The sequence below is a fragment of the Kitasatospora sp. NPDC048407 genome, assembly GCF_043200475.1.
In the GTDB taxonomy this organism is placed as follows: Bacteria; Actinomycetota; Actinomycetes; order Streptomycetales; family Streptomycetaceae; genus Kitasatospora.
This window is the reverse complement of the sequence record NZ_JBICXW010000001.1, coordinates 519,878-543,846: the sequence shown is the minus strand read 5'-3', so window position 1 is coordinate 543,846 and position 23,969 is coordinate 519,878. Positions and strand designations below refer to the sequence as shown.

At 72.0% G+C, this 23,969-nt stretch carries 28 protein-coding genes and 1 tRNA gene; 14 read left to right on the top strand and 15 right to left on the bottom strand.

Going from position 1 to position 23,969, the window contains the following annotated elements:
• Window positions 1-163: 163 nt before the first annotated feature.
• The gene (locus ACGFWJ_RS02585; protein WP_392944450.1) at window positions 164-334 is read right to left on the bottom strand and encodes a hypothetical protein; all 171 of its coding nucleotides are present in this window, start codon (window positions 332-334) and stop codon (window positions 164-166) included.
• A gap of 453 nt (window positions 335-787) precedes the next feature.
• On the opposite strand from ACGFWJ_RS02585, the gene ACGFWJ_RS02580 reads away from it, so the two are divergent.
• Window positions 788-1,975 carry an alpha/beta hydrolase gene (locus tag ACGFWJ_RS02580; protein ID WP_387634688.1) on the top strand — a complete coding sequence of 396 codons (1,188 nt, stop codon included), beginning with the start codon at window positions 788-790 and terminating at the stop codon, window positions 1,973-1,975.
• A gap of 24 nt (window positions 1,976-1,999) precedes the next feature.
• On the opposite strand, the gene ACGFWJ_RS02575 is transcribed toward ACGFWJ_RS02580, so the two are convergent.
• Both ACGFWJ_RS02575 and ACGFWJ_RS02570 read right to left on the bottom strand, forming a co-directional pair.
• Window positions 2,000-2,326, bottom strand: a complete 327-nt coding sequence (locus ACGFWJ_RS02575; RefSeq protein WP_387634685.1) for a MoaF N-terminal domain-containing protein — start codon at window positions 2,324-2,326, stop codon at window positions 2,000-2,002.
• A 144-nt stretch (window positions 2,327-2,470) separates the two neighbouring features.
• Entirely contained in the window at window positions 2,471-2,866 is a 396-nt protein-coding gene (locus ACGFWJ_RS02570) for a ribonuclease domain-containing protein (protein WP_387634683.1), read from the bottom strand.
• A gap of 294 nt (window positions 2,867-3,160) precedes the next feature.
• On the opposite strand from ACGFWJ_RS02570, the gene ACGFWJ_RS02565 reads away from it, so the two are divergent.
• From ACGFWJ_RS02565 to ACGFWJ_RS02550, 4 genes are all read left to right on the top strand, one after another.
• Complete coding sequence (locus ACGFWJ_RS02565; protein WP_392944447.1) at window positions 3,161-4,423, top strand: esterase/lipase family protein; 1,263 nt, start codon at window positions 3,161-3,163, stop codon at window positions 4,421-4,423.
• 45 nt (window positions 4,424-4,468) lie between these two features.
• On the top strand, window positions 4,469-4,945 hold the full coding sequence (locus tag ACGFWJ_RS02560; RefSeq protein ID WP_392944445.1) for a diadenosine tetraphosphate hydrolase: 477 nt from the start codon (window positions 4,469-4,471) through the stop codon (window positions 4,943-4,945).
• A gap of 38 nt (window positions 4,946-4,983) precedes the next feature.
• Window positions 4,984-5,508 carry a hypothetical protein gene (locus ACGFWJ_RS02555; RefSeq protein ID WP_392944443.1) on the top strand — a complete coding sequence of 175 codons (525 nt, stop codon included), beginning with the start codon at window positions 4,984-4,986 and terminating at the stop codon, window positions 5,506-5,508.
• Between the two features lie 128 nt (window positions 5,509-5,636).
• On the top strand, window positions 5,637-5,954 hold the full coding sequence (locus tag ACGFWJ_RS02550) for a Fic family protein (protein ID WP_392944441.1): 318 nt from the start codon (window positions 5,637-5,639) through the stop codon (window positions 5,952-5,954).
• A 28-nt stretch (window positions 5,955-5,982) separates the two neighbouring features.
• On the opposite strand, the gene ACGFWJ_RS02545 is transcribed toward ACGFWJ_RS02550, so the two are convergent.
• Window positions 5,983-6,486, bottom strand: coding sequence for an AAA family ATPase (locus ACGFWJ_RS02545; RefSeq protein WP_392944439.1), 504 nt, complete (start codon window positions 6,484-6,486; stop codon window positions 5,983-5,985).
• 156 nt (window positions 6,487-6,642) lie between these two features.
• On the opposite strand from ACGFWJ_RS02545, the gene ACGFWJ_RS02540 reads away from it, so the two are divergent.
• Genes ACGFWJ_RS02540 through ACGFWJ_RS02530 form a run of 3 tightly spaced genes read left to right on the top strand, consistent with a single transcriptional unit; the run spans window position 6,643 to window position 9,127 of the window.
• Window positions 6,643-7,311, top strand: a complete 669-nt coding sequence (locus ACGFWJ_RS02540) for a hypothetical protein (RefSeq protein ID WP_392944437.1) — start codon at window positions 6,643-6,645, stop codon at window positions 7,309-7,311.
• A gap of 26 nt (window positions 7,312-7,337) precedes the next feature.
• Complete coding sequence (locus tag ACGFWJ_RS02535; RefSeq protein ID WP_392944435.1) at window positions 7,338-8,459, top strand: sensor histidine kinase; 1,122 nt, start codon at window positions 7,338-7,340, stop codon at window positions 8,457-8,459.
• Window positions 8,456-9,127 (top strand): response regulator, encoded by a 672-nt coding sequence (locus ACGFWJ_RS02530; RefSeq protein ID WP_392944433.1) that lies wholly within the window; start codon window positions 8,456-8,458, stop codon window positions 9,125-9,127. Before ACGFWJ_RS02535 ends, ACGFWJ_RS02530 begins: the two co-directional genes overlap by 4 nt.
• A gap of 11 nt (window positions 9,128-9,138) precedes the next feature.
• Here the strand turns inward: ACGFWJ_RS02530 and ACGFWJ_RS02525 are convergent, their stop codons facing one another.
• Window positions 9,139-9,909 (bottom strand): IclR family transcriptional regulator, encoded by a 771-nt coding sequence (locus ACGFWJ_RS02525; RefSeq protein WP_387634656.1) that lies wholly within the window; start codon window positions 9,907-9,909, stop codon window positions 9,139-9,141.
• Window positions 9,910-10,001: 92 nt separating this feature from the next.
• Here ACGFWJ_RS02525 and aceB point away from each other — a divergent pair, with 92 nt between their 5' ends.
• From aceB to ACGFWJ_RS02510, 3 genes are all read left to right on the top strand, one after another.
• The gene (gene aceB / locus ACGFWJ_RS02520) at window positions 10,002-11,633 is read left to right on the top strand and encodes a malate synthase A (RefSeq protein ID WP_392944431.1); all 1,632 of its coding nucleotides are present in this window, start codon (window positions 10,002-10,004) and stop codon (window positions 11,631-11,633) included.
• A 61-nt stretch (window positions 11,634-11,694) separates the two neighbouring features.
• Window positions 11,695-11,756 (top strand) — tRNA-Ser (locus tag ACGFWJ_RS02515).
• A gap of 366 nt (window positions 11,757-12,122) precedes the next feature.
• On the top strand, window positions 12,123-13,718 hold the full coding sequence (locus ACGFWJ_RS02510) for a TROVE domain-containing protein (protein WP_392944429.1): 1,596 nt from the start codon (window positions 12,123-12,125) through the stop codon (window positions 13,716-13,718).
• A 161-nt stretch (window positions 13,719-13,879) separates the two neighbouring features.
• On the opposite strand, the gene ACGFWJ_RS02505 is transcribed toward ACGFWJ_RS02510, so the two are convergent.
• The 10 genes from ACGFWJ_RS02505 to ACGFWJ_RS02460 all read right to left on the bottom strand — a co-directional run bounded on the left by ACGFWJ_RS02505 (window position 13,880) and on the right by ACGFWJ_RS02460 (window position 20,130).
• Complete coding sequence (locus tag ACGFWJ_RS02505) at window positions 13,880-14,419, bottom strand: hypothetical protein (RefSeq protein WP_392944427.1); 540 nt, start codon at window positions 14,417-14,419, stop codon at window positions 13,880-13,882.
• Between the two features lie 136 nt (window positions 14,420-14,555).
• Complete coding sequence (locus tag ACGFWJ_RS02500; protein WP_392944425.1) at window positions 14,556-14,993, bottom strand: hypothetical protein; 438 nt, start codon at window positions 14,991-14,993, stop codon at window positions 14,556-14,558.
• Window positions 14,994-15,053: 60 nt separating this feature from the next.
• Window positions 15,054-15,272, bottom strand: a complete 219-nt coding sequence (locus tag ACGFWJ_RS02495; protein ID WP_392944423.1) for a hypothetical protein — start codon at window positions 15,270-15,272, stop codon at window positions 15,054-15,056.
• 58 nt (window positions 15,273-15,330) lie between these two features.
• Window positions 15,331-16,716, bottom strand: coding sequence for an 8-oxoguanine deaminase (locus ACGFWJ_RS02490; RefSeq protein ID WP_392944421.1), 1,386 nt, complete (start codon window positions 16,714-16,716; stop codon window positions 15,331-15,333).
• A gap of 27 nt (window positions 16,717-16,743) precedes the next feature.
• The gene (gene pucL, locus ACGFWJ_RS02485; protein ID WP_392944419.1) at window positions 16,744-17,646 is read right to left on the bottom strand and encodes a factor-independent urate hydroxylase; all 903 of its coding nucleotides are present in this window, start codon (window positions 17,644-17,646) and stop codon (window positions 16,744-16,746) included.
• Window positions 17,647-17,695: 49 nt separating this feature from the next.
• Window positions 17,696-18,043, bottom strand: coding sequence for a hydroxyisourate hydrolase (uraH, locus tag ACGFWJ_RS02480; RefSeq protein ID WP_387634634.1), 348 nt, complete (start codon window positions 18,041-18,043; stop codon window positions 17,696-17,698).
• 19 nt (window positions 18,044-18,062) lie between these two features.
• The gene (gene uraD, locus ACGFWJ_RS02475) at window positions 18,063-18,572 is read right to left on the bottom strand and encodes a 2-oxo-4-hydroxy-4-carboxy-5-ureidoimidazoline decarboxylase (RefSeq protein WP_392944416.1); all 510 of its coding nucleotides are present in this window, start codon (window positions 18,570-18,572) and stop codon (window positions 18,063-18,065) included.
• A gap of 144 nt (window positions 18,573-18,716) precedes the next feature.
• Window positions 18,717-19,088, bottom strand: a complete 372-nt coding sequence (locus ACGFWJ_RS02470; protein ID WP_392944414.1) for a helix-turn-helix domain-containing protein — start codon at window positions 19,086-19,088, stop codon at window positions 18,717-18,719.
• On the bottom strand, window positions 19,085-19,480 hold the full coding sequence (locus ACGFWJ_RS02465) for a thiamine-binding protein (protein ID WP_392944412.1): 396 nt from the start codon (window positions 19,478-19,480) through the stop codon (window positions 19,085-19,087). Before ACGFWJ_RS02465 ends, ACGFWJ_RS02470 begins: the two co-directional genes overlap by 4 nt.
• Before the next feature lie 128 nt (window positions 19,481-19,608).
• Window positions 19,609-20,130: a GNAT family N-acetyltransferase gene (locus ACGFWJ_RS02460; protein WP_392944410.1), complete on the bottom strand. Its 522-nt coding sequence runs from the start codon at window positions 20,128-20,130 to the stop codon at window positions 19,609-19,611.
• Between the two features lie 132 nt (window positions 20,131-20,262).
• On the opposite strand from ACGFWJ_RS02460, the gene allB reads away from it, so the two are divergent.
• The 3 genes from allB (at window position 20,263) to ACGFWJ_RS02445 (ending at window position 23,664) form a co-directional block, all read left to right on the top strand.
• Window positions 20,263-21,606 carry an allantoinase AllB gene (allB, locus tag ACGFWJ_RS02455; RefSeq protein WP_392944408.1) on the top strand — a complete coding sequence of 448 codons (1,344 nt, stop codon included), beginning with the start codon at window positions 20,263-20,265 and terminating at the stop codon, window positions 21,604-21,606.
• Between the two features lie 22 nt (window positions 21,607-21,628).
• On the top strand, window positions 21,629-22,738 hold the full coding sequence (gene alc, locus ACGFWJ_RS02450) for an allantoicase (protein ID WP_392944406.1): 1,110 nt from the start codon (window positions 21,629-21,631) through the stop codon (window positions 22,736-22,738).
• Between the two features lie 140 nt (window positions 22,739-22,878).
• Window positions 22,879-23,664, top strand: coding sequence for an IclR family transcriptional regulator (locus ACGFWJ_RS02445; protein WP_392944404.1), 786 nt, complete (start codon window positions 22,879-22,881; stop codon window positions 23,662-23,664).
• The last annotated feature ends 305 nt before the right edge of the window (window positions 23,665-23,969 follow it).

Sequence of the window (23,969 nt, the reverse complement as noted above, 5' to 3'; positions counted from 1 at the left end):
GGGAGTTGAGGGGTGGGAGTCCGCCCGGCGGATGGCCGGGCGGACGGGTGCGGGCGGGGCCTCAGGCCGGGCGTCAGTTCGGGTCGGTGAGTGGCCCCGCCAGGCGGCGGAAGGCGGTTTCGGCGAGGTCGGCGGCGCCGGACGGGTCGGTGTCGCCCGCGGCTCAGGCCTCGACGGCGACCCGCATCGCGGCGTTGGCGGCGGCGGCCAGCAGGCGGACGTCCAGGCTGTCGGGGGAGAGGTCGGTGCGGGCAGCCAGGACGGGGCGCAGGGCGGCCTCGGCGTCGTGCTGGGTGCGGTGCCAGGCGTCGCGGAGGGCAGGGTCGTCGGGCATGGCGCGGAGCAGGCCCCCGGTCCAGGCGAGGGATTCGGCGGGCGGCCGGGGGTGGGGTCGAGTGCGCCGCGGGCGGATTCCACCAGGGCAGGCAGCAGCGGGGTGCCGGGTGCGGTGGTGGCGAGCAGCTCGATCCACTGGCGGGAGCCGTCGGCGAGCAGCGGGGCGACGGCGTCCTCCTTGGTGCGGAAGCGGTTGACAGCGACACCCACGCCTGACGCCGGTCAACTGCCGGCTCCCCTCGTCACACCCGTCGCACCCGCCACGCCCGTCCCGTCCGTTCCGCCGTCCCGCTCGATCGTGCGCGGGCGGTGGGGCGGAACCGTTCGGGTGGCCGCCGGCGTCCCAGGTGCAGCGTGCATACTTAGCCGGCACGTTCGGCACGGCCGCGCCGAGTCCGTCTGCCACTGGCTCGTGGGCGCGCGGCGAGGGGAAGACACGGGGATCACGGCCATGGGGCTGACCAGCACCACACTGCTGCTGTTCACGATCGAGATCGCGCTGATGGTGCTCGGCGCCACCGTCTGGTGGTGGCCCGCAGTCGCGAACCGCCACTGGCGGGCCGTCCTCGGCCGGATCGGCATGCTGTTCGGAAGCCAGCTCGCGCTGCTCGCCGTGATCGGCCTGCTGGTGAACAACTACTTCTCGTTCTATAGCAGTTGGAACGACCTGCTGGGCACCGGCAAGGACGGCCCGGTGTCCGTGAAGGCCGCCGCCGCGCCCGTCGCGCCCGTGGGGGCCACGGCCGCCCCCAGCTCCAGCCCGAGCGCGGAGCCCGAGCCCACCAACCTGCCCGTGCTGCCCGCCCAGGAAACCGGCAAGGAACCCGTCAACACCACGCTCGGACGCGACCCGCAGAAGGTCGGCGAGATCCGCTCCGTGCGCATCCCCGGCGCGCGCACCGGCCTGAGCACCGACGGATACGTCTACCTGCCCCCGCAGTACTTCCAGCCCGGCAACGAGCAGAAGAAGTTCCCCGCCGTCATCGCGATGACCGGCTTCCCCGGCGACGCCAAGGCACTGATCACCCGCTTCAACTACCCCGGCGTCGCGCTCGACGAGATGCGGGCCGGCCGGATGCAGCCCACCGTCCTGATCCTGATGCGGCCCTCGCCCGCGATGCCCGCCGACCCCGAATGCGAGAACGTCCCCGGCGGGCCGCAGGCCGAGACCTACTTCGCCAAGGACGTCCCGCGCGCGATCTCCGCCACCTACCGGACCTCCACCGGCCCCGCCGCCTGGGGCATCATGGGCAACTCCACCGGCGGTTACTGCGCCGCGAAGGTCGCCATGCGGCACCCCGAGGTGTTCGCCGGCGGCGTCTCCATCTCCGGCTACCTGAAGGCCGCCGAGGACGTCACCACCGGCGACCTGTTCAAGGGCAGCCAGCAGCGCCGCGACGAGGCCGACCTGCTGTGGCGCCTCCAGCACCTGCCGATGCCCAGCACCGCGATCATGCTCAGCGGCGCCGAGAAGGGCGACGGCGACTTCCGCAAGGACGCCGACGCCTTCACCGCGGCTGCCAAGCCGCCGATGACCACCGGCGTCGCGTCCGTCCCCGAGGGCGGTCACAACTTCGCCACCTGGATCAAGCTGCTCCCCTCCGGATTCCAGTTCCTGTCCGCGCACCTGAAGGCGTGAGGGAAGCCGGCGGGGGGACGCGGATCAGGCCGGGGTGAGGGTACCGGTGTGGAGTTCGCCGACCCGGCCGGTCTCGCCCTCCCAGGTCCAGAAGACCTTGACGGTGAGGGCGTTGAGGTCCATGACGTGGCTGACCGTGATGCCGCTGCGCTCGGTCCAGGAGACGAACCAGATGCCCGGGGCGATCGCGGCGGCGTGCAGCGCGACGTCCTCGTACTGGCCGGCGGACTCGCCGAGGCCCTCCCAGCGCAGCCGGGTGCCGTCCGCGGAGTAGGAGTTGCGGAAGGCCGCGCCGTTGTCGACCTCGAAAAGGTAGGTGCGGCCGGCGAAGCCCGGCAGAGCGGCGGTCATGTGTGGGCGGTCCTTCGGCGATCGGTGCGGGGGGCGGGTGCGGCCGGTGCAGCCAGTGCAGCCAGTGCAGCCAGTGCAGCAGTGCGACCGGTGTGGCCGTACCCGCCCCAACCTATCGGACCCGACTCGGAACCGGGGGCCCGATCAGCAGGCGAAGTCGACGCGGCGGAACGTCACGTAGTGGTCGGCCGTGTAGTAGTCCTCGTGGAAGACCTTGCCGGTGATGATGCGTCGGGTGCCACGGGTCGGGCTGCCCGGGGTGATGACCGTGTACTCGTGGTAGTAGCCGAGCGACTGGGCGGGCAGCACACCCTCGCGGTTCTGGAAGGTGACGCCGTCCTGGGAGTACGGGAACGGCCCGCCGGCGTCGATCAGGCGGATGGTGTCACGGCCCTGGCTGGGCAGCGCGGAGTAGCAGATGTTCCCGCTGACGGCCGCGTGCGCCTCGGTGGTGGCCACGGCAGTGGGGGCGAGGGTCAGCAGGCCGAGGGCGGCGACCGAGACGGCCCGGATCTTCAACGCGCGGAGAGTCATTCGCATGCCCGCAGTGTGACGCCACGTCAGCCGCCCCCGTAACCCTTGTCGCGAACACTTCACCCACGGGTCGTGGCCGGGAAACCCGGCCGTCGCGCGGAGTACCGACACCGATTCGCGGTGCGGGGGCACCCGGCTTGTGGTGCGCCGACACCGCCCGGCTCCGCACCCTGTGGTCCTGACACATGGGTGGCCGCGACCGTCGCCCCTAGTGTGACCTGACCCACAGTCGGGCCGCCGACCGTCCCACCCCCACGTGGTCGACGGCCGGCGGCCACCCACCAGTTGAAGGAGGACCAGGTGCGCCACCCGCTCAGGTCCGTGTTCACCGCCCTGTTGGCCGGCGCGCTGCTCGCGCTCGGCCTCACCCCCACCCAGGCCGCCGCGGCCACCGCCGTCCCCTCCTACCTCACCAAGGAAGCCGTGTTCGCCTCGCCGGGCAACGGCTGGGCGCAGGTCGAGCGCTACCTGGACGGCACCTCCGGGTTCACGCAGGAGCAGTACCCGTCCGACGGGCGTGGCGACCAGGACGGCACGCGGGTCACGTACTTCGGCGGCGTGAAGCGCCCGTTCTCCGGCCGGTTCCTGCTGTACAGCGCGCAGGGCTGGAACACCGCCGCCGGGACGCCCGTCCTCCTGGTGCACGGTGCCAACGACAACGCCGACCGGGCCTGGGCGAACCCCGGCGAGACCGGCAACTGCGGCGCGTCCAGCTGCCCCAGCACCGGCATGGCGCAGGCGCTGGCCGCATCCGGCCACCGGGTGTTCGCGATCGGATTCGCGCACAAGCAGGGCGACAACCTGATGCAGGCCCAGGCCGTCGGCGACGCCATCGCCGTCATCAAGGCCCGCACCGGCGCGGCCCAGGTCGACGTGGTGGCGTGGAGCAAGGGCGAGGTCGCGGCGCGCTCCTACGTCTCGTCCGTGAAGCCGAGTTGGGGACGCGCCTACGCCGGCGACGTCCGCAAGCTCGTCACCCTCGGCGGCCCCAACGGCGGCCTCGACTACACCTACGCGCACGGCTGGGCCTTCTCCCTGGCCACCTGGCCCGCCTGCGGCGGCACCGCCAACGCCCCGTCCCCCCACCTGTACATGACCTGCTACGGCACCTACACCTCGCAGCCCTGCCTCGGCGTACTCCCCACCGGCGGCTATGACTGCTTCCCCGGCCAGCGCCAACTGCTCGCCCGCTGGGACGGCCCCTACGGCGTCGACAGCACCATGCAGGACTGGTGGACCACCTACTACGGCGGCCAGGGCTTCTACACCTCCGGCCAGGGCATCCAGGCCGCGATCGACGCCGGCTCCCTGATCAAGCCCCTCCAGCAGGCGGGCGTTCCGGTCGGTATTCCCACCTACCTGCTGGCCGGCGGCTCGGCCGACATCCCCGGCATCCTGAACGAGGGCCGCGGCCCGAGCGACGGCCTGGTCTTCACCGCCAGCGCGCTGGACACCACCGGCATCGCGAAGGTCGGCGGCACCGCGCTGCTCAGCGGGCTGAACCACATGGAACTGGCCTGGGGGAGCGCGGCGGTGGGCCAGGTGACGGCCTGGCTGGCGTAGCGGTGCCGCGCTGGGAGGTGACTGCGGCCAGGTAGGTTCTGGCACATGGTTGACGACTGGCGGACGGATCGGATCGGGAGTGCGCTGCGGGGCGAAAACCCCGCAGTAGTACGGCACTTGAGCGCCGGGTTCGCGGTGATCGGCGATGTGCAGTTCCTGCCGGGCTACTCGGTGCTCCTGGTGGACGACCCCCAGGTGGAACGACTGTCGGACCTGCCCAAGGGCAAGCGGCTGACCTTCCTGTCCGAGATGGAGCAGCTCGGGGAAGCGGTCGAGCGGGCATGCGCCCGGATGGATCCGGCCTTCCGGCGGGTCAATCTGGAGATCCTGGGCAACACCGACGGGTTTCTGCACGCGCACGTGTGGCCGCGGTTCGACTGGGAACCGAGCGAGTTGGTGCGGATGCCGGTGTGGCTTTATCCGCGCGACAGGTGGACCGATGCGCGGTACGCACTCGGTCCGCAGCACGATGCGTTGCGCGAGGCGATCGGGAACGAGCTGGATCGGCTGCGCTCGGCATAGGCGTCCCTGTGTCGGCCGTCCGCACTACAGTGCCGGGCATGCCAACGTCTTTGCTCGCCATGCTCCGTGACCATGACGCCGTCGCCGACTACTTCAACTGGCCGGGCGAACTCGACCTCCCCCGCACCGAACACGTGGAACCGGTCCACCTGGCGAACGGCCTTTCGTTGGAGCCGTTCGCCGGGGACGGCGGTGGCGGGACGTACTTCTTCTGCGGCGAGGGCGGCGAGGGGCGTCCGATCCTGTTCGCCGACTCCGAGGGCGGCGCCGCCCTCCTCGCCGTCGGACTGCCCGAACTGCTGCGCCTGCTGCTCGCCGCACCCTGGTGGCGCGACTGCCCGAACTGCACGGCGGAGGAGAGCGAGGCGGCCGAAGCCGAGTACTTGGAGGACGAGCCCGCGCTGCTCGCCGACCGCGACGCCGTCGCCGCCACCCTCGGACTCAGCTACCCGACGGCCGCCGAGGCGCTTGCCCGCCTGCACCTGACCGCGACTGGCATCGGACGCGAATTCGACCTGATCTACACGCCCGAGGGCTCGTCGTACCGGGCGCTGATCAGCTGAAGTCCTCGGCGATCCGGTCGAGCACCCAGGTGACGACGGCGCGGGCCACACCGGTGGCTGCTCCGCGAGCGAGCTGGGCCTTGAGTCGCGGGTCGGCCGGCCGGGAGCGGTACGGGTACGCGCCGTCGTTGCGGGACGATCTCGCCGACTGCCTGTGGGAGAGTGCGGACACCCGCCTGCCGCCGGCCGCGCGGGCGGCGCGCGCGTATCTGGACGTCGCGTTCTTCCATCCGTTCCCGGACGGCAACGGGCGTTCGGCGATGCTGGCGGCCTGTTACGTACTGGAGTTGGCCGGCATCCGGCTCGATCTGGTCGCGCCGCTGACCGTCACCCGCTACGCCGACGATCCGGCTGGTGCGGCCGATCTTGCTGAGCTGATCACTGTCCTGATCCGGGCCGCCCGCCGCCGGGCAGCAGTGAGAAGAAGTCAACAGGTTGAGTTGTAAAGCCAGTTGAAATGAGCGGAGAGGGCCTTCAGGTTGAGGACTGCACGAAGACCTGTTCGCCCTCTCCGCGCGGTTCCTCGAAGTTGGCCAGGTAGCGTGCGAACAGCGACTCGTCCACGGTGACGCAGTTGGCGCCATGTTCGGCGTTGCGAACTGCCAGGCGGTGCTTCAGCGTTGCGGGGTCGGCCTTGAGGTGGATGAGTTCCCAGCGGCAGCCGTGGTGTTCGATGAGTGCCTTGTAGTCGTCGCGGGCGGTGCGGCTCCAGAAGCTGTAGTCGATCACCACGTCGCGGCCGGCCTGCATCAGTTCGATCAGCTGCCGGCGCTGCTCGAGGCGGACTTCTTCCTTGAGCCGGTCGTATGCCTCGGGTTCGAGGGCCAGGCCGGCGTCGCGTTGGCCGATGCGCTGCCAGACCGCCTCGTCGATGGAGAGGCGGGTGAAGCCGCGTTGCACGAGTCCCATCGCGTAGGTGGTCTTGCCCGCTCCCGGGAGGCCGCACATCAGCACCACGGTGCTCAATTGCTGTGTCACGAAGAAAGGTTAGATCAACCGGAGGTCGGACCTGGGTCTGATGGCGAAGTGTGGACCTGGCTCCGACGACGGGGGTGGCCCGGGGGCGGAAGGGTTGGGGGCATGGATGAGATGCGGAGCGGGTGGGTCGGGTTTCCGGGGCGTTGGGTGGCGGCGGTGGCGCTGGTGGTGGGGCCGGTGTTGGTGGTGGCGGGGGTGGTGGTGCGGTGGCGGTACGACTTCTTCTTTCCGGCTCAGTTGGCGGCGTTTCGGGAGCGCCCTCAACTGATGGCTGTCTCCTACGGGTTGGTGTCGGCGGGGTGGACGCTGCTGCTGCCGGGGGTGGCGCTGCTGGCTGGGCTGGTGGCCCAGCGGAGGACTGAACTGGCTTGGTGGGGCGGGACGTTGGCGGTTCTGGGGTTGTGTGCGCGGGCGTTCCACGCGGGGGTGGACCATTTGGCGTTCCAGCTGGTGGCGCAGCGTGGTGCGGGGGAGGCGACGGCGCTGGTGGCGGGGTCGTACGGGGCGTTCCATGTGTTCAGTGCGTTGAATGCGGCGATCATGGGCGGATGGGTGTTGCTGGCGTGGGGGGCTTGGCGGGCAGGGGTGTTGGGGCCGGTGCGGGCGGTGGCGTTGGCGGCGGGGGCGGCGATGCCTTTGGGTGTGTTGAAGGGGACGACGGTGGGATCGGTGGTGGCGGCGGTGGGGTTGTGCGTGGCACTGGTGCCGTTGGGGGTGGCGGTGTGGCGGGACGGGCCGCGGCCGGCGGGCCGGACGGTGGCGGGGCGGGTGTTGCTGGTGGTGGCGGTGGGCGTGGCGATGGTGTTGGTCGGACAGGCGGGATGAGGGTGCGAACGGGCTTGCATCTATGGGTGCTTGACGCGGCAGTCGCGGCCGTGGCGGTGGCGGCGTATCTGGCGATGGCGGCGGACGGCGGCGAGCCGGGGTTCACCGGCCCGCCGTGGCTGGCGGTGTTGGTGGCGCTCGGGGTTGGTGGCCCGTTGGCGGTGCGGCGGCGGTGGCCGTTGGCGGTGCTGGCTGTGGTGGTGGGCAGTTCGGTGGCGGCCACGTTGCTCGATGTGACGAGGGAGCCGTTCGTGGCGGCCGCGTTGGCGGGTTATGCGGTGGCTCTGCTGGAGCCGGTCCGTCGGGCGGAGGTGGCGTTGGCGGCGGCGGTCGTGGTGTCGGCGGGTGCGGTGGTGCTCGGCGAGGGAGTGGTGACGCCGTCGGGGACGGTCGGGGAGGCGGTAGGGACGGCGGCGGTGACGGCGCTGGTGCTCGGTGCGGCCTGGGCGGGCGGCCATGCGGTGCGGGCCGGGCGGGTGCAGTCGGCGGAGCGCGCGCAGCGGTCGGCGGAGGCGGCGCTGGTGGCGGAACGGCTGCGGATCGCACGGGAGTTGCACGACATCGTGTCGCACAGTCTGAGCGTGATCGTGGTGAAGGCGGCGGTTGCCGACCATGTCGCGGAGGTGCGGCCGGCGGAGGTCCGGGCGGCCGTCCGGGAGATCGAGCGGACCGGGCGGGAGGCGCTGACCGAGATGCGCCGGGCGCTCGGGGTGCTGCGTGACGCGGACGCGGCGGAGGGGCCGGCGCCGGGGCTGGGCGAGCTGCCGGTGCTGGTTCGGCGGGCGGTGGACGCGGGGGTGCGGGTGTCGTGCGAGGTGCAGCCGGGGCCGACGCTGCCCGCCGGGGTCGCGCTGACCGTGCACCGGATCGTCCAGGAGGCGCTCACCAATGTCCTGCGGCACGCCGGGCCGGGGACGGGGTGCGAGGTGGCGGTCCGTCAACTGACGGGCGAGGTAAGGGTGGAGGTGTCCGACGACGGTGCCGGGCGGGTGCCGGACCGCCGTGTGTCGGGTGGTGGGTACGGGCTGGCCGGGATGCGGGAGCGGGTGATGATGTACGGCGGGACGTTCAGCGCCGGGCCCCGGCCGGGCGGTGGGTTCAAGGTGTCGGCCGTGCTGCCGGTGGACGGGACGGGGGAGGGCGCGTGACGGTGCGGGTGCTGGTGGCCGACGACCAGCCGCTGCTGCGGGGGAGTTTCGGGCTGCTGATCGACACCGCGCCCGGCCTCGAGGTGGTCGGCGAGGCCGAGGACGGTGAGCAGGCGGTGGCCGCCACCGCGCGCCTGCGGCCGGACGTGGTGCTGATGGACATCCGGATGCCCATGCTGGACGGCATCGAGGCGACCCGGCGGATCACCGGCGCACCGGAGACGGCGGCCACCCGGGTGCTGGTGCTGACCACCTTCGACCTGGACGAGTACGTGTACGGGGCGCTGCGGGCGGGTGCGGCGGGCTTCCTGCTCAAGGACACCTCGCCTGCGGTGCTGCTGGACGGAATCCGCACGGTGGCGGCGGGGGACGCACTGCTGGCGCCGTCGGTGACGCGCCGGCTGATCGCCGAGTTCGCCCGCCTGCCAGTCCCGAGGCCGACGGCGGGCCGCGGACCGGCCGCGGCCGTCGGCCCCGAGCAATTGACGCCCCGGGAGCGGGAGGTGCTGGTGCTGGTGGCCCGCGGGCTGTCGAACGGCGAGATCGGGGCGTACCTGCACCTGAGCGCGGGCACGGTGAAGACCCACATCGGTCGGCTACTGTCCAAGCTCGCCGCCCGCGACCGGGCCCAACTGGTCATCGCTGCCTACGAGTCGGGCCTGGTGTAACCGGGGAGCCGTCAGAGCGCGGCGCCGAGGCGGGCCGCGACGGACTGCATCAGGGGGACGAGGCCGGCGGGGCCGGACTGGGCTTCGAGGGAGTGGATGCGGGCCTCGGGGCCGGAGACGGAGAGCGCGGTGGGGGTGGGGGCGCCGGGGACGGCGACGGCGAGGCAGCGGACGCCGATCTCCTGCTCCTGGTCGTCGACGACGTAGCCGGACTCGCGGGCGGCGGCGAGGTGGGCGAGCAGGGCGGCGGGGTCGGTGATGGTGTGCGGGGTGTGGGCCTGGAGCGGGCCGGGGCCGAGCAGCGCGCGCGCCTCGTCCTCGGGGAGCTGGGCGAGCAGCGCCTTGCCGACGCCGGTGCAGTGCGGCTGGGCGCGGCGGCCGACCTCGGTGAACATCCGCATGGAGCGGCGGGACTGGACCTGGCCGACGTAGACGACCTCGCAGCCCTCCAGAACGGCCAGGTTGGCGGTTTCGCCGGTGGCTTCCATGAGTTCGGCGAGGAACGGGCGGGCCCAGGAGCCGAGCAGCCGGTTCGCGGTCTCGCCGAGGCGGATCAGGCGCGGGCCGAGGGTGTAGCGGCGGGCGGAGTCCTGGCGGACGTACCCCTGGGTGAGCAGGGTGCGGACCAGGCGGTGGATGGTCGGCATCGGCAGGCCGGAGGCGGCGGAGAGTTCGCTGAGGGTGGCGATGCCGCCGGCGTCGGCGAGGGATTCGAGGAGCAGGAAGGCGCGTTCGACGGACTGCACCGAGCCGGTGGTGCGTTCGGTGGGGCTGCTGGCCACGGGGTGGTTCCTTCATTGAAATTCTGCATCGCGGAAACTAATCTCCACTCTACAGAACGGAATAGCGGATCAGCCCGAGGAGTGTGCAGCCCATGGCAGCAGATCAGGGTTCGACGGTTCCGGGAGCGACGGTCTCGGGCCCGCCCGTGGAGCGGGCCGAGGAGGTGCTCACCCCGCAGGCGCTGGCGTTCGTCGCGGGCCTGCACCGCGCGTTCGACGGCCGGCGCCGGGAGTTGCTGGCAGCGCGGACGGCGCGCCGGGCCGAGATCGCCCGCACCGGCACCCTCGGCTTCCGGCCGGAGACGGCGGCGATCCGCGCCGCGGACTGGCAGGTCGCGCCCGCGCCGCGCGCCCTGGTGGACCGCCGGGTCGAGATCACCGGCCCGACCGACCGCAAGATGACCGTCAACGCGCTGAACTCCGGCGCGCAGGTGTGGCTCGCCGACTTCGAGGACGCCTCCGCCCCGACCTGGGCGAACGTGGTCTCCGGCCAGCTCAACCTGATCGACGCGTTCGAGGGCCGGATCGACTTCACCGACGCCCAGGGCAAGGCGTACACGCTGAAGCCCGCCGCCGAACTGGCCACCGTCGTGGTCCGCCCGCGCGGCTGGCACCTGGACGAGCGGCACCTGAGCGTGGACGGCGAGCCGGTGGCCGGCGCGTTCGTCGACTTCGGCCTGTACTTCTTCCACAACGCGGCCCGGCTGCTCGCCCGCGGCGCACAGGACCCCAACTCCGGCCCGTACTTCTACCTCCCGAAGACCGAGAGCCACCTGGAGGCCCGGCTCTGGAACGAGGTCTTCACGCACGCCCAGGCCGAGTTGAGCATCCCGCACGGCACGATCCGCGCCACCGTGCTGATTGAGACCATCACCGCCGCCTTCGAGATGGACGAGATCCTGCACGAACTGCGCGAGCACGCCGCCGGGTTGAACGCCGGACGGTGGGACTACCTGTTCTCGATCGTGAAGAACTTCCGGGACGCCGGCGCCGGGTTCATCCTCCCCGACCGCAACAGCGTCACCATGGCGTCCCCGTTCATGGCCGCCTACACCCGCCTGCTGGTGCGGACCTGCCACCGGCGCGCTGCGCACGCGATCGGCGGGATGGCGGCGTTCATCCCGTCCCGCACCGACCCGGAGGTCAACGCGGCGGCGCTGGCGAAGGTCCGGGCCGACAAGGAACGGGAGGCGGCCGGCGGCTTCGACGGCTCCTGGGTCGCCCACCCCGACCTGGTGCCAGTGGCGCGCGCGTGCTTCGACGCGGTGCTCGGCGAGCGCCCGCACCAGAAGGAGAACCCGGGGGCGGCCGGCGACGTCACGGCGGAGGAACTGCTCAACGTTGCGGGTGCGCAGGGCAGTTGTACGTCGACCGGGCTGCGCAACGCCGTTCAGGTCGGCGTCCGGTACGTCGAGGCGTGGCTTCGCGGGATCGGCGCGGTCGCCATCTTCCACCTGATGGAGGACGCCGCCACCGCCGAGATCTCCCGCTCGCAGATCTGGCAGTGGATCCACAACGGCGTGGTGCTCGCCGACACGGGCGAGAAGGTGACGGCCGAACAGGTGCGGCTGCTGCTGGCGGGGGAACTCGCCGCGCTGCGGACGGAGACGGAGGCCGAAGCCGGGCGGCGGTGGGACGAGGCCGCCGCGCTGTTCGAACAGGTGGCGCTGGGCGAGGAGTTCCCGGAGTTCCTGACGCTGCCGGCGCTCGCCTTGCTCGACTGAGACGGAAAACTCAGGTGCGGGCGGGGGCGGCGGACGGATAAGGTCGTTCTCGTCCAGGTGCGCAGGCAGGGGTTACTTCCACTTGTAATGGGCAGGTCGCGGGTTCGAGTCCCGCCGCCGGCTTTCGAGCCGGCGTAGCTCAGTTGGGAGAGCAGCTAATGTCGCCTCCGCCGCTTCTGTTCTCTGGACACCAAACTTCAGAACGACTGCCACCTCCCGGTGCGCAGACGCCGGTTACTTCCTCCAAAGAATCCCACCGGCGCCACCTTTGATCTCGGGAGGGCAACCGCGCCGGGGCGTCCGGTGCGCAGGCGGGGGTTACTTCCGGATCTGGCGGTTCCGGGTTCGAGTCCCGGTCGGCCGTGCGCGAGCGCGGCCGGTAGCTCAGTTGGTAGAGCACCAGACTGCTACCTCCGCCGAGGCCGGTCCACGCGACCGGTAATTCTCGGACGCCCCGGTTCGGCATGCCCGCCCGCAGGAGGAGTCCACATGTCCCGCTTCAACCTTCGCCGTTCGAAGAAGCCCGCCCCCGTCGGCCCCAGCTCGCCCGTCGCCACGACGGGGCAGCTCACGGCCAACCACCAGGGCGGGCCGGGACACCTGCGCGACGAGAAGTCCGAACTCTTCCTGCTGGCGGTCGCCAACCTGGTCGGCCAGGACACCTTCTACGAGCGCGGCGGCGACCGCGACGACCGTTACACCACCCTGGTGCGCTCGCTCGCCGTCAGCGACCCCGAGTGGACGCTCGGCCTGCTGCGCTGGCTGCGCCACGGCGCCGCGATGCGCACCGCCTCGCTGGTCGGCGCGGCCGAGTTCACCCGTGCCCGGCTGGACGCGAAGCTCCCCGGCCACTCCCGGCAGGTGATCGACGCCGTCCTGCAGCGCCCCGACGAGCCCGGCGAACTGCTCGCCTACTGGACGTCCCGGTACGGCCGCGCGCTGCCCAAGCCGGTCAAGCGCGGCGTCGCGGACGCCGTCGGCCGGCTGTACAACGGGCGGGCGCTGCTCAAGTACGACACCGCGGGCAAGGGCTTCCGGTTCGGCGACGTGCTGGAGCTCACCCACCCGTCGCCGCACCCCGAAAAGCCGTGGCAGAGCGAGCTGTTCCGCTACGCGCTGGACCGGCGGCACCGCCCCGACACCGCCGTCCCGCCGCCGGGCGACGCCCTGTTGACCGCCCACCATGCGCTGATGGCCGTCCCCGTGGCCGAGCGCCGCGCGCTGGTCACCGGCCCCGGCGGCGCGGAGCGCCTGGCCGAGGCGGGCATGACGTGGGAGGCGCTGGCCGGCTGGCTCCAGGGTCCGCTGAGCGCGGCCGTCTGGGAGGCCGTCATCCCGTCCATGGGCGCGATGGCGCTGGTGCGCAACCTGCGCAACTTCGACCAGGCCGGCGTGTCGGCCGAGGTGGCCGAGCAGGTCGCCCGGCGGATCGCCGACCCGGGCGAAGTCAAGCGCTCGCGCCAGTTCCCGTTCCGCTACCTGGCCGCCCACCGGCACGCGCCGTCACTGCGCTGGGGCCACGCGCTGGAGACGGCGCTGAAGCACTCGCTGGCCAACGTCCCTGCGCTGCCCGGCCGTTCGCTGATCCTGGTGGACCGGTCCGGCTCGATGTTCGACCGGCCGAGCGCGCAGTCCCAGCTCAACCGGGCCGACACCGCGGCCATCTTCGGCACCGCACTCGCCCTGCGGGCCGAGGAGGCGGACCTGGTCGAGTTCGGCACCAGCAGCCGGGCGATCCCCCTCGGGCGCGGCGACGCGGTGCTCAAGGTGCTGGACTGGTTCGGTAACCTCGGCGGCACCAACACCGCCGAAGCCGTCCGGACGCACTACCGCGGACACGACCGCGTGGTGATCGTCACCGACGAGCAGGCGTACGGGAGTTACTCGCACAACGCGCTGGAGTCCGTCCCCTCCCACATCCCCACCTACACCTGGAACCTGGCGGGCTACCGTGCCGGTCACGCCCCGTCCGGCAGCGCGCGGCGGCACACCTTCGGCGGCCTGACCGACGTCGCGTTCCGGCTCATCCCGCTGTTGGAGGCCGGGCGGGACGCCGCGTGGCCGTGGGAGAGCGACCGAAAGTAGAGCTGATGAAACGTCAATGACCGGTCGCCGCACGCTGGTTGACGGCCGGGTTCACCGACAGCCAGTGCGGGGGAGGGATCACGTCCGCGTGGTACGACGGGGACCAGTGGCATGCGGAGTTGACGGTTCACTGCGTCAGCCGGCGCTGTCGTGACCCGACGTCATTCTTCGCGACGGCGTCGGTAGTACGCGAAGGTCAGCGCCAGGACAAGCGGTCCCCACAGGACCAGTGGCATGGTGGCCGCTGCCGCGAGCGCTTTCCACCAGCCGTTGGAGTACTCGACCATCGGGACTCCGAGGTCGAGGAAGGCGAGCGGCAGCGGATCCCACAGCACGACCAGCCCCAGCCCGCCCAGGGTGGCCGGGACGATCGCCGCGAACGGCGGGACGCGCCGGCCGCCGATCAACGGGATCCAGGCCGGCACCACCTCGCCCCATCCGGCCACCAGGCCGAAGGACAGGTACGCGAGCCCCTCGGAGAGCACGCTGAGCCCGAAGACGTAGAGAATCACCCACCAGTGCCAGGTCTTGTGGACCTCGTAGACCTGGCCCATCTCGAAGTCGAACGCGAACGGCAGGCGCCAGATGCACGACGGCAGCACGGCCAGGGGTATGAGCTGGGCCGAACGGACGGCCCAACGGGGGACCGGCCGCGCGGTGTTGCCGACCGTCGGGGACGGGTGGAGCACGCTGAATCGCATGGTTCGATCCTGCTGGCCCGACGGGCTGTGGAAATCGACCTGAGGAACTGTCAGATGCTCGCCCTCACGGAGGAGATCGACTCCTCCGTCAGGTGGACGGCCGTGCCGGTGGCTGCCGCCCGCCGCTGACGTCCCGTCAATCGCCGGAGTACCCGAACACCCCGAAGTGGGTCGCCTCGGCGTCGGTGTACAGCACCACGAACCGCCCGGTCCACCGCAGGCGCGTCTCCTCCAACAGCTCGTGGCCCTCCATCGCCCGCCGGTACTGCTCCACACTCGGCCGGTCGGTCCCGAAGTGGTGCAGCAGCCGCTCGGACGACAGCGGCCGGACAGTCCCCAGGTCGTCGTACCCCGCCGGATCGTTGCTGAACAGCACCGCCTTGGGAATGTCCAGGATCGAGTGGGTGCCCTCCTCACCCATGAACTCCTCGTCCGCCCACAGCTCCTCGATCGACTCGTACTCACCCGCCCCGATCCAGCCCGTCCCCGCGAACACCTCCGCGTGCAGGGCGTTCAATGTCTTCTGCGGAGTCCCCCGGTAGACGGTGAGGTACTCCCAGCTGCTGGCGCCCATCCTCGTGCTCCTCAAGTCGCGGTCGGTGTCCGGACGCTACCGCAACGGGCCGACACCGCCTCAGTCACCCGATCTGCCGAAGATTCCCAGGTGGGTGGGCTCGCCATGGGTGTGGAGGAGGACGTACTTGCCGGTCCAGCGCCAGTCGATCTCGTCGCGCAGTGTGTCGTACTCCTGGCCGGCCCAGTGTGCGGCGAACTCAGCCTGGTGCAGGGCGTCCAGGCTGCGCTGCGGCGAACCCGAGTAGGGGGTGACGTAGTGCCAGTCGCCGGCGCCCATCCGCATACTCCTCACATCGCCGAAGGGCCGGACGCTATCGCACCCGGCCGACAGCCGGTCAGGTGCGGGAGGCGAGGTCGCGGGCGGCGCGGGCGCAGGTGCGGGCGATGTGGGATTCGTCGGCGGTGGTGAGGTGGTCGTGTTCGATGACGGGGATGCCGTTGACGAGGAGGGTGGTGAGCGGGGGGAGGGCGCCGAGGACGAGGGCGGCGACGGGGTCGGCGATGGTGGAGTGGAGGAGGCCGTCGATCTTCCAGAGGGCGAGGTCGGCGAGTTTGCCCGGTTCGATGGAGCCGATCTCGTGCTGGCGGCCGAGGACTCTCGCGCCGCCCATGGTGGCGAGGCGCAGGGACTGGCGGACGGTCAGGGCGTCGGGGCGGCCGGCCAGGCGGTTGATCAGGAGGGCGTTGCGCAGTTCGGTGCCGAGCAGGCCGGACTCGTTGGAAGCGGTGCCGTCGACGCCGAGGCCGACGGGGACACCGGCGGCGAGCATGTCGGGGACGCGGGCGATGCCGGCGGCCAGGCGGGCGTTCGAGGACGGGCAGTGGGCGACGCCGGTGCCGGTCTCGGCGAACTTGGCGAGGTCGGAGTCGGTGAGGTGGACGCAGTGCGCCATCCAGACGTCCTCGCCGAGCCAGCCCGTGGACTCGAAGTAGTCGGTGGGGCCCATGCCGAAGAGCTTGCGGCAGAACTCCGCCTCCTCGGCGGTCTCCGAGCCGTGGGTGTGCAGGCGCACGCCCTTGCGGCGGGCCAACTCCGAGGAAAGAGTGAGGAGTTCGGTGGAGACGGAGAAGGGGGAGCAGGGCGCCAGCGCTATGTGCAGCATCGAGCCGAAGGACGCGTCGTGCCACCGGTCGACCGCGGCCTCCGAGGCGGCGAGGATCTCGTCGGTGTCCTCCACCGCGTGGTCCGGCGGCAGCCCGCCGTCCTTCCGGCTGCGGTCCATCGAGCCGCGCAGGGCGGTGAACCGGAGGCCGAGCTGCTGGACGGCCTCGATGGACGCGCCGAGCAGGTCGCCGGCGCCGCGCGGGAAGACGTAGTGGTGATCGGCGGCCGTGGTGCAGCCCGACTTGAGCAGCGCCGCCGCCGAACCCAGCGTCGCGGCGTGCATCAGCTCGGCATCGATCCGCGCCCAGGTCGGGTACAGCGCCACCAGCCAGTCGAACAGGGTGTCGTTCTGGGCCAGTCCGCGGGTGAGCCACTGGTAGAAGTGGTGGTGGGTATTGACCAGCCCGGGCGTGAGCAGGTGCCCCTCGCCGTCGATCCGCCGCGCCACGCCGGCGAGCCCGGCCGGCGCGGGCCCGTCGCCGACCGACTCGACGGTGTTGTCGAGCACGACCACGTGCCCGCGCGCGTACTCGGTGCCGGCGGCGTCGACCGTGGCGATCGCGGCGTTCTCGATCACGATCCGCCGGTCGTCCACGTCCAGGGGCCGAACTGCCATGGGAACTCCAGAAGTCAGGAGACAGAGTCAGGAGACGGGGATGACCGGGGTGACGCCCTCCCTGTGTACGGTGGCCTCGATCAGGCCGTACATCCGGTCGGCGGCGTAGTAGACCTCGTTCTCGTTCTTGAGCCCGAACGGCGCCAGATCGACCAGGAAATGGTGCTTGTTGGGCAGTTCCAGCCGGACTTCGTCCACCTCGGCGCGGTGGTCCAGCACCCGGCTGCCCATCGCGTGCAGCGTCTGCTGCAGGGAGAACGAGTAGGTGTCGGCGAACGCCTCCAACAGGTGCCGCCTGACCTCCGGGTACGACTGGTTCCAGTCCGGCTGCCGCTGCCCGTCGCGGCCGTCGAAGCCGAACGCCCACCGTGCCGTCACCTGGGTGGCCAGGAGCCGGTCGTCGGCCTCCTGGAGGGTGGTGTAGCGGTCCTTGAGGAACCCCCGGAACTCCGAGCCGGTGGTGTTCAGCACCACCAGATCCTTGAGCCCGGAGACCACCCGGAACCGCTCGCCGTCGTACTCCACCTCGGTGGTGCGCACCTCCTGCCCGTTGCGGACGAAGGAATGACCGGACGGGGACGGCGAGTTGGGGGTGGCGATCCGGTCCCAGCCGTACTCCTCGACCCGGATCCGGGCGCTGCGCACCACGCCGCGCTCGGCGTCCGCCACGAAGTGCCGGGCCAGCAGGGCGGCGAATCCCTCGGCGGAGTCGATGCCGTGCTGTTTGGCGAACGCGTACACCGTGTTCTTCATGCTGTCGGTGGGCAGGCAGTTGGCGTTCGAGCCGGTCAGATGGACGTCGTCGAACTCGCCGCGCAGCGAGACCGAGACGTTCAGATCCTTGATCTCGTGGCCGGTGGAGTCGCGGCGGACCCGGACGATGCGGTTCTCCGCCTTGCCGTACTGGTTCTGCCCGAGCACGTGGGCCATGACGTGCCTCCTTGTGTCTCCCAGGTGGTGGAAGCGGCTGCCCGGGCGCTCAGCTGCCGCGGTAGACCGAGTAGCCGAACGGGTTCAGCAACAGCGGTACGTGGTAGTGGAGTTGATCGGGTGCGACGGTGAAGACGATCGAGACCTCGGGGAAGAACGGCTGCTGCCCCGAGCTCCGCTGCCCCGTCCCCGCGTGGTACTCGGCGGTGTCGAACCGCAGCCGGGCGACCGAGCCGCCCGCCACGGCCGGCAGCCCCGTGACCCGGCCGTCGGCGTCCGTGGCGGAGGCGCCGAGCAACCGCCAGCCGTCCTCGGTGCGCACGGCCAGTTCGACCGGAACGCCCGCGGCGGGGCGGCCGAGGCTGGTGTCGAGCACGTGGGTGGAGATGCCGGCCATGGGCGGTTCCTCAGGTGGATCAGCTGGACAGCAGTCGGTCGAGCCGGAGTTCGTTGATCTCGCGCAGTTCCTTGCGGACGGTCTCCGCCTCGGTGGCGGCGTCGTGCGGCAGCCGCTCGCGCAGGGCGGCGAGCATGTCGGCCGCGGTGCGGCCGGTGGCGCGGATCAGGAAGACGTGGCCGAACTTCGCCTCGTACGCGGCGTTGGCCGCCGCCAACTCGCCCAGCAGGGACGGCTCGACGCCCCGGACGCCGGACTGCTCGCGCTCGGACGCGGCGTCGCCGGCCCCGGGCGCGCCGATCCGGACGTGGCCGGCCAGCGCCGCGTTCAGCTCGGCCACCGACAACTGCGCCGTCGCCCGCGCGTTGGCGGCGAGCAGTTCGGCGCGGTCGGACCAGGGGCGGGACGCGGCGACGGCGGCGGCCCAGGCCGGGCTGGAACAGATCTCCAGCAGAGTTCTTCGCAGTTCGGCGGAGTCGGTGGCGGCCAGTGCGGCGAGGACGGGGGAGTCGGCGGGTGGCTCGGTCACGGAAGGACCTCCTGGATTCGGTGCCACCCGGACAAGCTAGAACGAGCCCCGACGGGCCGTCAACGCTTTGTTGAACTGTTTGTGGCGGCGCGGTGCGTGGCGACGGAGGGCGAAGCGTGGCGACGGTGGGCGGCGCCCGACACGTCAGGACTTCTCCTGCCGGTTCAGGTAGTTGTACACGGTGAACCGGCTGACACCGAGCGCCGACGCGACGGTCTCCACCCCATGGCGGACGGTGAACGCGCCGCGTTCCTCCAGCAGGGCGACCACCCGCTGCTTCTCCGTGCGGCCCAGCTCGGCCAGCGGACGGCCGTCGAACTGGCGGGCCATCTCGGCCAACAGCCGGTCCAGCGCGCTGCCCAGGTGCGGCAGCCGCACCGCGACGGCCGGGGCGCCGTCCCACTCCAGGACGACGTCCTCGGCCCGCGCCTCGGAGAGGTCGACCGCGGTGGCGCCGACCGCCTCCAACAGCGGCTTCAGGGCCGCGGTGAGCGGGTGGCCGGGGGCGTCGTTCACGGCGTCCTTCCTTCGTCGGACGTCAGCGGCGGGGCCATTGGCGGGCCCATCGGCGGGGCGTCCGGCGTCATCGGTGGGGCGTCCTGCGTCATCGGTGGGCCGTCGGGCGCGGCCGGTGCGCCGTCGGGCGCGGTCGGCGGGCCGGGTTCGGCCGGGGCCGGGTCGTCGGCCAACACGCTGACCTGGAGCGAGATTCGGCTCGCGCCGACCGCCAGGGTCTCCCGCAGCAGCCGGGTCACGGCGGCCAGCGCCTGCTCGGCGTCCCCCTCGGCGCTGGTGCCGAACGGCCCCACCGAGACGGCCAGGCCGGCCTCTTCGGCCGCCCGGCGGGCGGTTGCGGCGTGCTCGGGGAAGCCGTTCAGCTTGAACGGTTCGGTCGTGAACTCCACCATCAGTCGCACTCGTTCACCCTATCGACCGCCCGGCCGGTAGATGGTCGGATGAGACGATCGGATGGAGATTCAGTAGCGCCCGGCTTTCGGATCGTGGAACGCCTGGGGCGGGCGCGCGCGAGGAGACGTCAGCGCGCGCGGAGCATGACCGTGAGCCGGGGCGAGTCGGGCGTGGATGCCTGGCTGTTGACGGCCCGGTAACCCCAAGTCTCGTACAGCGCCCTGACCTTGCCGTCCCCGGCGGCCGGGTTGACCATGAGCAGGGTGCGGCCTTCGGCACGGCGGGCGAGGAGTTCGTCGTGGATGCGACGCGCGGTGCCGGTGCCGCGCCAGGGGGAGCGGACGCCGATCTCCTTGAGGGCGAACGCGGGGGCGTCGGTAAAGCCGTCGGGCAGGGGCTCGGCCATCCGCTTCCAGTACATGTCGTCGATGGTGTTGCCGTAGGCGTACCCGGCCGGGACTTCACCGTCGTACGCCAGGACGAGTCCGAAGCCGGGGTCGGTGGCGTGCCGGTCGAGGCGCTCGGTGAACGCCGCGACGGAGTAGTTGGGCAGGTGCAGCAGGGGTGCCCGGACGTCGGCATAGGCGGCGCGCAGGTCCTGGCGGGCCTGCGCGGTCAGCTCGGTGTGGTGGCGCAGTTCGATGGTCATATGGTGATCCTCCCGGTGTGCGGGCTCATTTCGGCCCGCCAAGGTGAGAATGCCAGTCCCGGCGGGCCGCATTGACGGTCGATCGGGCCGGTTCTAGGCTCCCAGGACTCTTCCGGCGTTCGGAGGTTCCTGATGCCCATGGTTTTCCGCTCCCGGCGGGTGGTGCTGCCGGAGGGGGACCGCGCCGCCGATGTGCTGGTGCGGGGCGGGCGGATCGAACGGATCGCCCGGCACGGTGAACTGTCGCTGGACGGCCGGGAGTTGACCGAACTCGGCGACCTCGCGCTGCTGCCCGGGCTGGTCGACACCCACGTGCACGTCAACGAGCCGGGGCGCACCGAGTGGGAGGGCTTCGCGTCCGCCACCAGGGCGGCGGCGGCCGGTGGGGTCACCACGCTGATCGACATGCCGCTGAACTCCGTCCCGCCGACCACCACGGTCGAGGGCCTGGCCGCCAAGCGGAAGGCCGCCGAGGGCCAGACCTGGGTGGACGTGGGGTTCTGGGGCGGGGCGGTGCCCGGCAACACCGACCGGCTCGAACTGCTGCACCGGGACGGGGTGTTCGGGTTCAAGTCCTTCCTCGCCCCGTCCGGCGTGGACGAGTTCCCCCACCTGGCCACCCCCGCCGACCTGGCGGCCGCGCTCACCGAACAGGCGCGGCTCGGCGCGCTGGCCATCGTCCACGCCGAGGACCCGGCCGAGCTGGACGCCGCCCCGCACGTCCCTGGCGTGCGCTACCGCGACTTCCTGGCGTCCCGGCCGGACCGCGCCGAGACCGTCGCGGTCGCCGCGCTGCTGGAGTGCGCCCGCCGCACCGGCGCCCGGGTGCACCTGCTGCACGTCTCGTCCGCCGCCGTGCTGCCACTGCTGCGCCGGGCCCGCGCGGACGGGGTGCGGGTCACCGCCGAGACCTGTCCGCACTACCTGACGCTGACCGCCGAGGACGTCCCCGACGGGGGCACCGCGTTCAAGTGCTGCCCGCCGATCCGGGACGCCGCCAACCGGGACCTGCTCTGGCAGGCGCTCGCGGACGGCGAGTTCGCCGCCGTGGTGTCCGACCACTCGCCGTCCACGCCGGAACTCAAACTGTTTCAACGAGACGGCGGGAGTGGGGACTTCGCGGCCGCATGGGGTGGCATCGCCTCCCTCCAGCTGGGCCTGCCGGCCGTCTGGACCGAGGCCCGGCGGCGCGGCCACCAACTGGCGGACGTGGTGCGCTGGATGGCCGCCGGACCCGCCGCGCTGGTCGGCCTCGCCGGGGCCAAGGGCGCGATCGCGGCCGGCCGCGACGCCGACCTGATGGCCTTCGACCCGGACGGCCCGTTCACCGTCCACCCCGAACGGCTGCACCACAAGAACCCCGTCACCCCGTACGCGGGCCGTACCCTCGTCGGGCAGGTCCGCCGCACCTGGCTGCGCGGACGGCCCGTCGACCCGGCCGGGGCTCCGCACGGCCGGCAGCTCGTCCGTCCTTGAACTCGCTTGTGAGGAGAGTCGGTTGAGTGACAGTCAGCAGGCGTTCACCGAACTGGTCGACCTGGCCTCCCGGGCACTCGGCGCGGGCGTGATCGCCACCAACGAGGACACCTTCGCCGACGCCGAGAACCTGCTGGTCGCCGCGCCCGCCGAGTTCCGCCCGCACACCTTCGGGCACAAGGGCCAGATCATGGACGGCTGGGAGTCCCGCCGCCGGCGCGGCATCAGCGCCGAACAGCCGCACCCCACCGACGAGGACCACGACTGGGTGATCGTCCGGCTCGGCGCGGCCGGTCTGGTGCGCGGCGTCGTCGTGGACACCGCGCACTTCACCGGCAACCACCCCGAGACGGCGTCCGTGCAGGCCGCGTCCGTCCCCGGCCACCCCTCGCCCGCGGAGGTCGCCGCCGCGCGGTGGACCGAGATCGTCCCGCGGACGCCGCTGCGCGGCGACACCGCGCACACGTTCCCCGTCACCGACCCCGTCCGCTACACCCACGTCCGGTTGAACATCTGGCCCGACGGCGGTGTCGCCCGGCTGCGGGTGCACGGCGAAGTCCTGCCCGACCCACGGGACTTGGTCGGGCTGACGTTCGATCTGGCCGCACAGGAGTACGGCGGCGTCGCCGAGGACGCGTCCGACCGCTACTACTCCTCCCCGCACCACCTGAACGCCCCCGGCCGGGCCACCGTCATGGGCGACGGCTGGGAGACCCGCCGCCGACGGGACAAGGGACACGACTGGGTACGCCTCGCCCTGGCCGGGGAGGGCGAGGTGCTGGCGGTGGAGGTGGACACCTCGTGCTTCGTCGCGAATGCGCCCGGGTGGGCGGAACTCGTGGGGCTGGAGGCGGTGTTGTTGCCCCGGACGCGATTGCAGCCGGATACGCGGCACCGGTACCGGCTTTCGGGCCCGGCCGTTACGCACGTGCGCGTCAATGTGTATCCGGACGGGGGGCTGGCGCGGCTTCGGGTCGTCGGGCGGCTCACGCCCTCCGGGCTGGATGCGGTGGCGCTGCGGTGGTTCAACGCGTTGCCGGTGGAGGAGGCGCGGGGGCTGGTCGGACAAGAGGTGGCGGGGGCGCGGCCGTTGAGGGACGCGGGGGCGATCAGGGGGCTGTACGGCGGGTGACCCCTGAAGGGCTGTCGCGGCATATGCCTGTCAAGGGGGAGTGGCTCTGGCGGGGGAATATCCGGTGAGCGGATGATGGGGTGTTCGCTTGCTGGCTACGCTGGGCGGACGGTGGGGTGAGAAGGAAGGGGGTCGGGGGAATGACGACGGTGAGCCGGGGGCGGAGTGATCTGCTGGGGCCGGGTGGTGGCGGGGCGGGGCCGTTCGGGGTGCTGCGGCGGGCGTTGCGGTTGTTGGAGGCCGTGGACCGCTATCCGGACGGGTGTACGACGGGGGATCTGGCGCGGGCGCTGAGCATGCCGGAGACGGCGGTGCGGCTGTTCGCGGAGGAGCTGGAGACCGAGGGGTACCTGCTGCACCTGGACGGGTTGTGGACGCTCGGCGGGGCGTTCACGCTGCTCGGCGCGCAGCACCGGGAGCCGCTGGTGAGAGCCAAGCTGTATCACCAGTTGGAGGAACTGCGGGACGAACTCGGCGCCGCTGTCTACTTCAGCCGCTACCAGGACGGCGAACTGCTGGTGGAGGCGGTGTGCGACGGCGAGCACGCGCCGGCGGTGCACGAGTGGGTGGACTTCCGGGCCACCGCGCACGCGTCCGCGATCGGCAAGTGCCTGCTCGCCCAACTCGACCATGCGGGACGGCTCGACCACTTCGCCCGGCATCCGGTGGCCCGGCTCACGGCCCGGACCATCACCGAGCAGGACCGCCTGCTGCACCGGCTGGACCGGCAGCCCGCCACCGTCCCGGTGCTGGACCTTCAGGAGTACTCGATGGACACGGTCTGCGCCGCTGTCCCGATAGTGGCGGGGAACACGGTGGGCTGCCTGGCCACCTCGCTGCCCGTCGAGCAGGCGTTCCGGCTGCGCGAGGCCGCCGAGTTGCTCACCGTCCGGGCCACCCCACTGATGCTCGCGATGGCGGTGTGACCGGCTGACGGGAGCGCGTCGTCGTACCCGGCCGCGACGTTCGGCGAGGCCGAGGAGCAGGCCCGGGGCGACAGCACTCTCGCCGACGCGGTCGGGGATCACCCGGCACGGTCGCGGCCCGGCAGGCCCTCGCGGGATAAGCGGAACGGGGGCCGTCGCGCGGATCCGGCGATCCGTTGCGACAGCCCCCGTCGGTTTCGACGTGTCCCCTTGTCCCCGGGCCGTCGGACATGCTGACGGCCCGGGCAACGTCGAAGGTCGAGCCCGTCCCCCGGAAGCGGGCTTCCCCCGGTGAGTCCACCGTA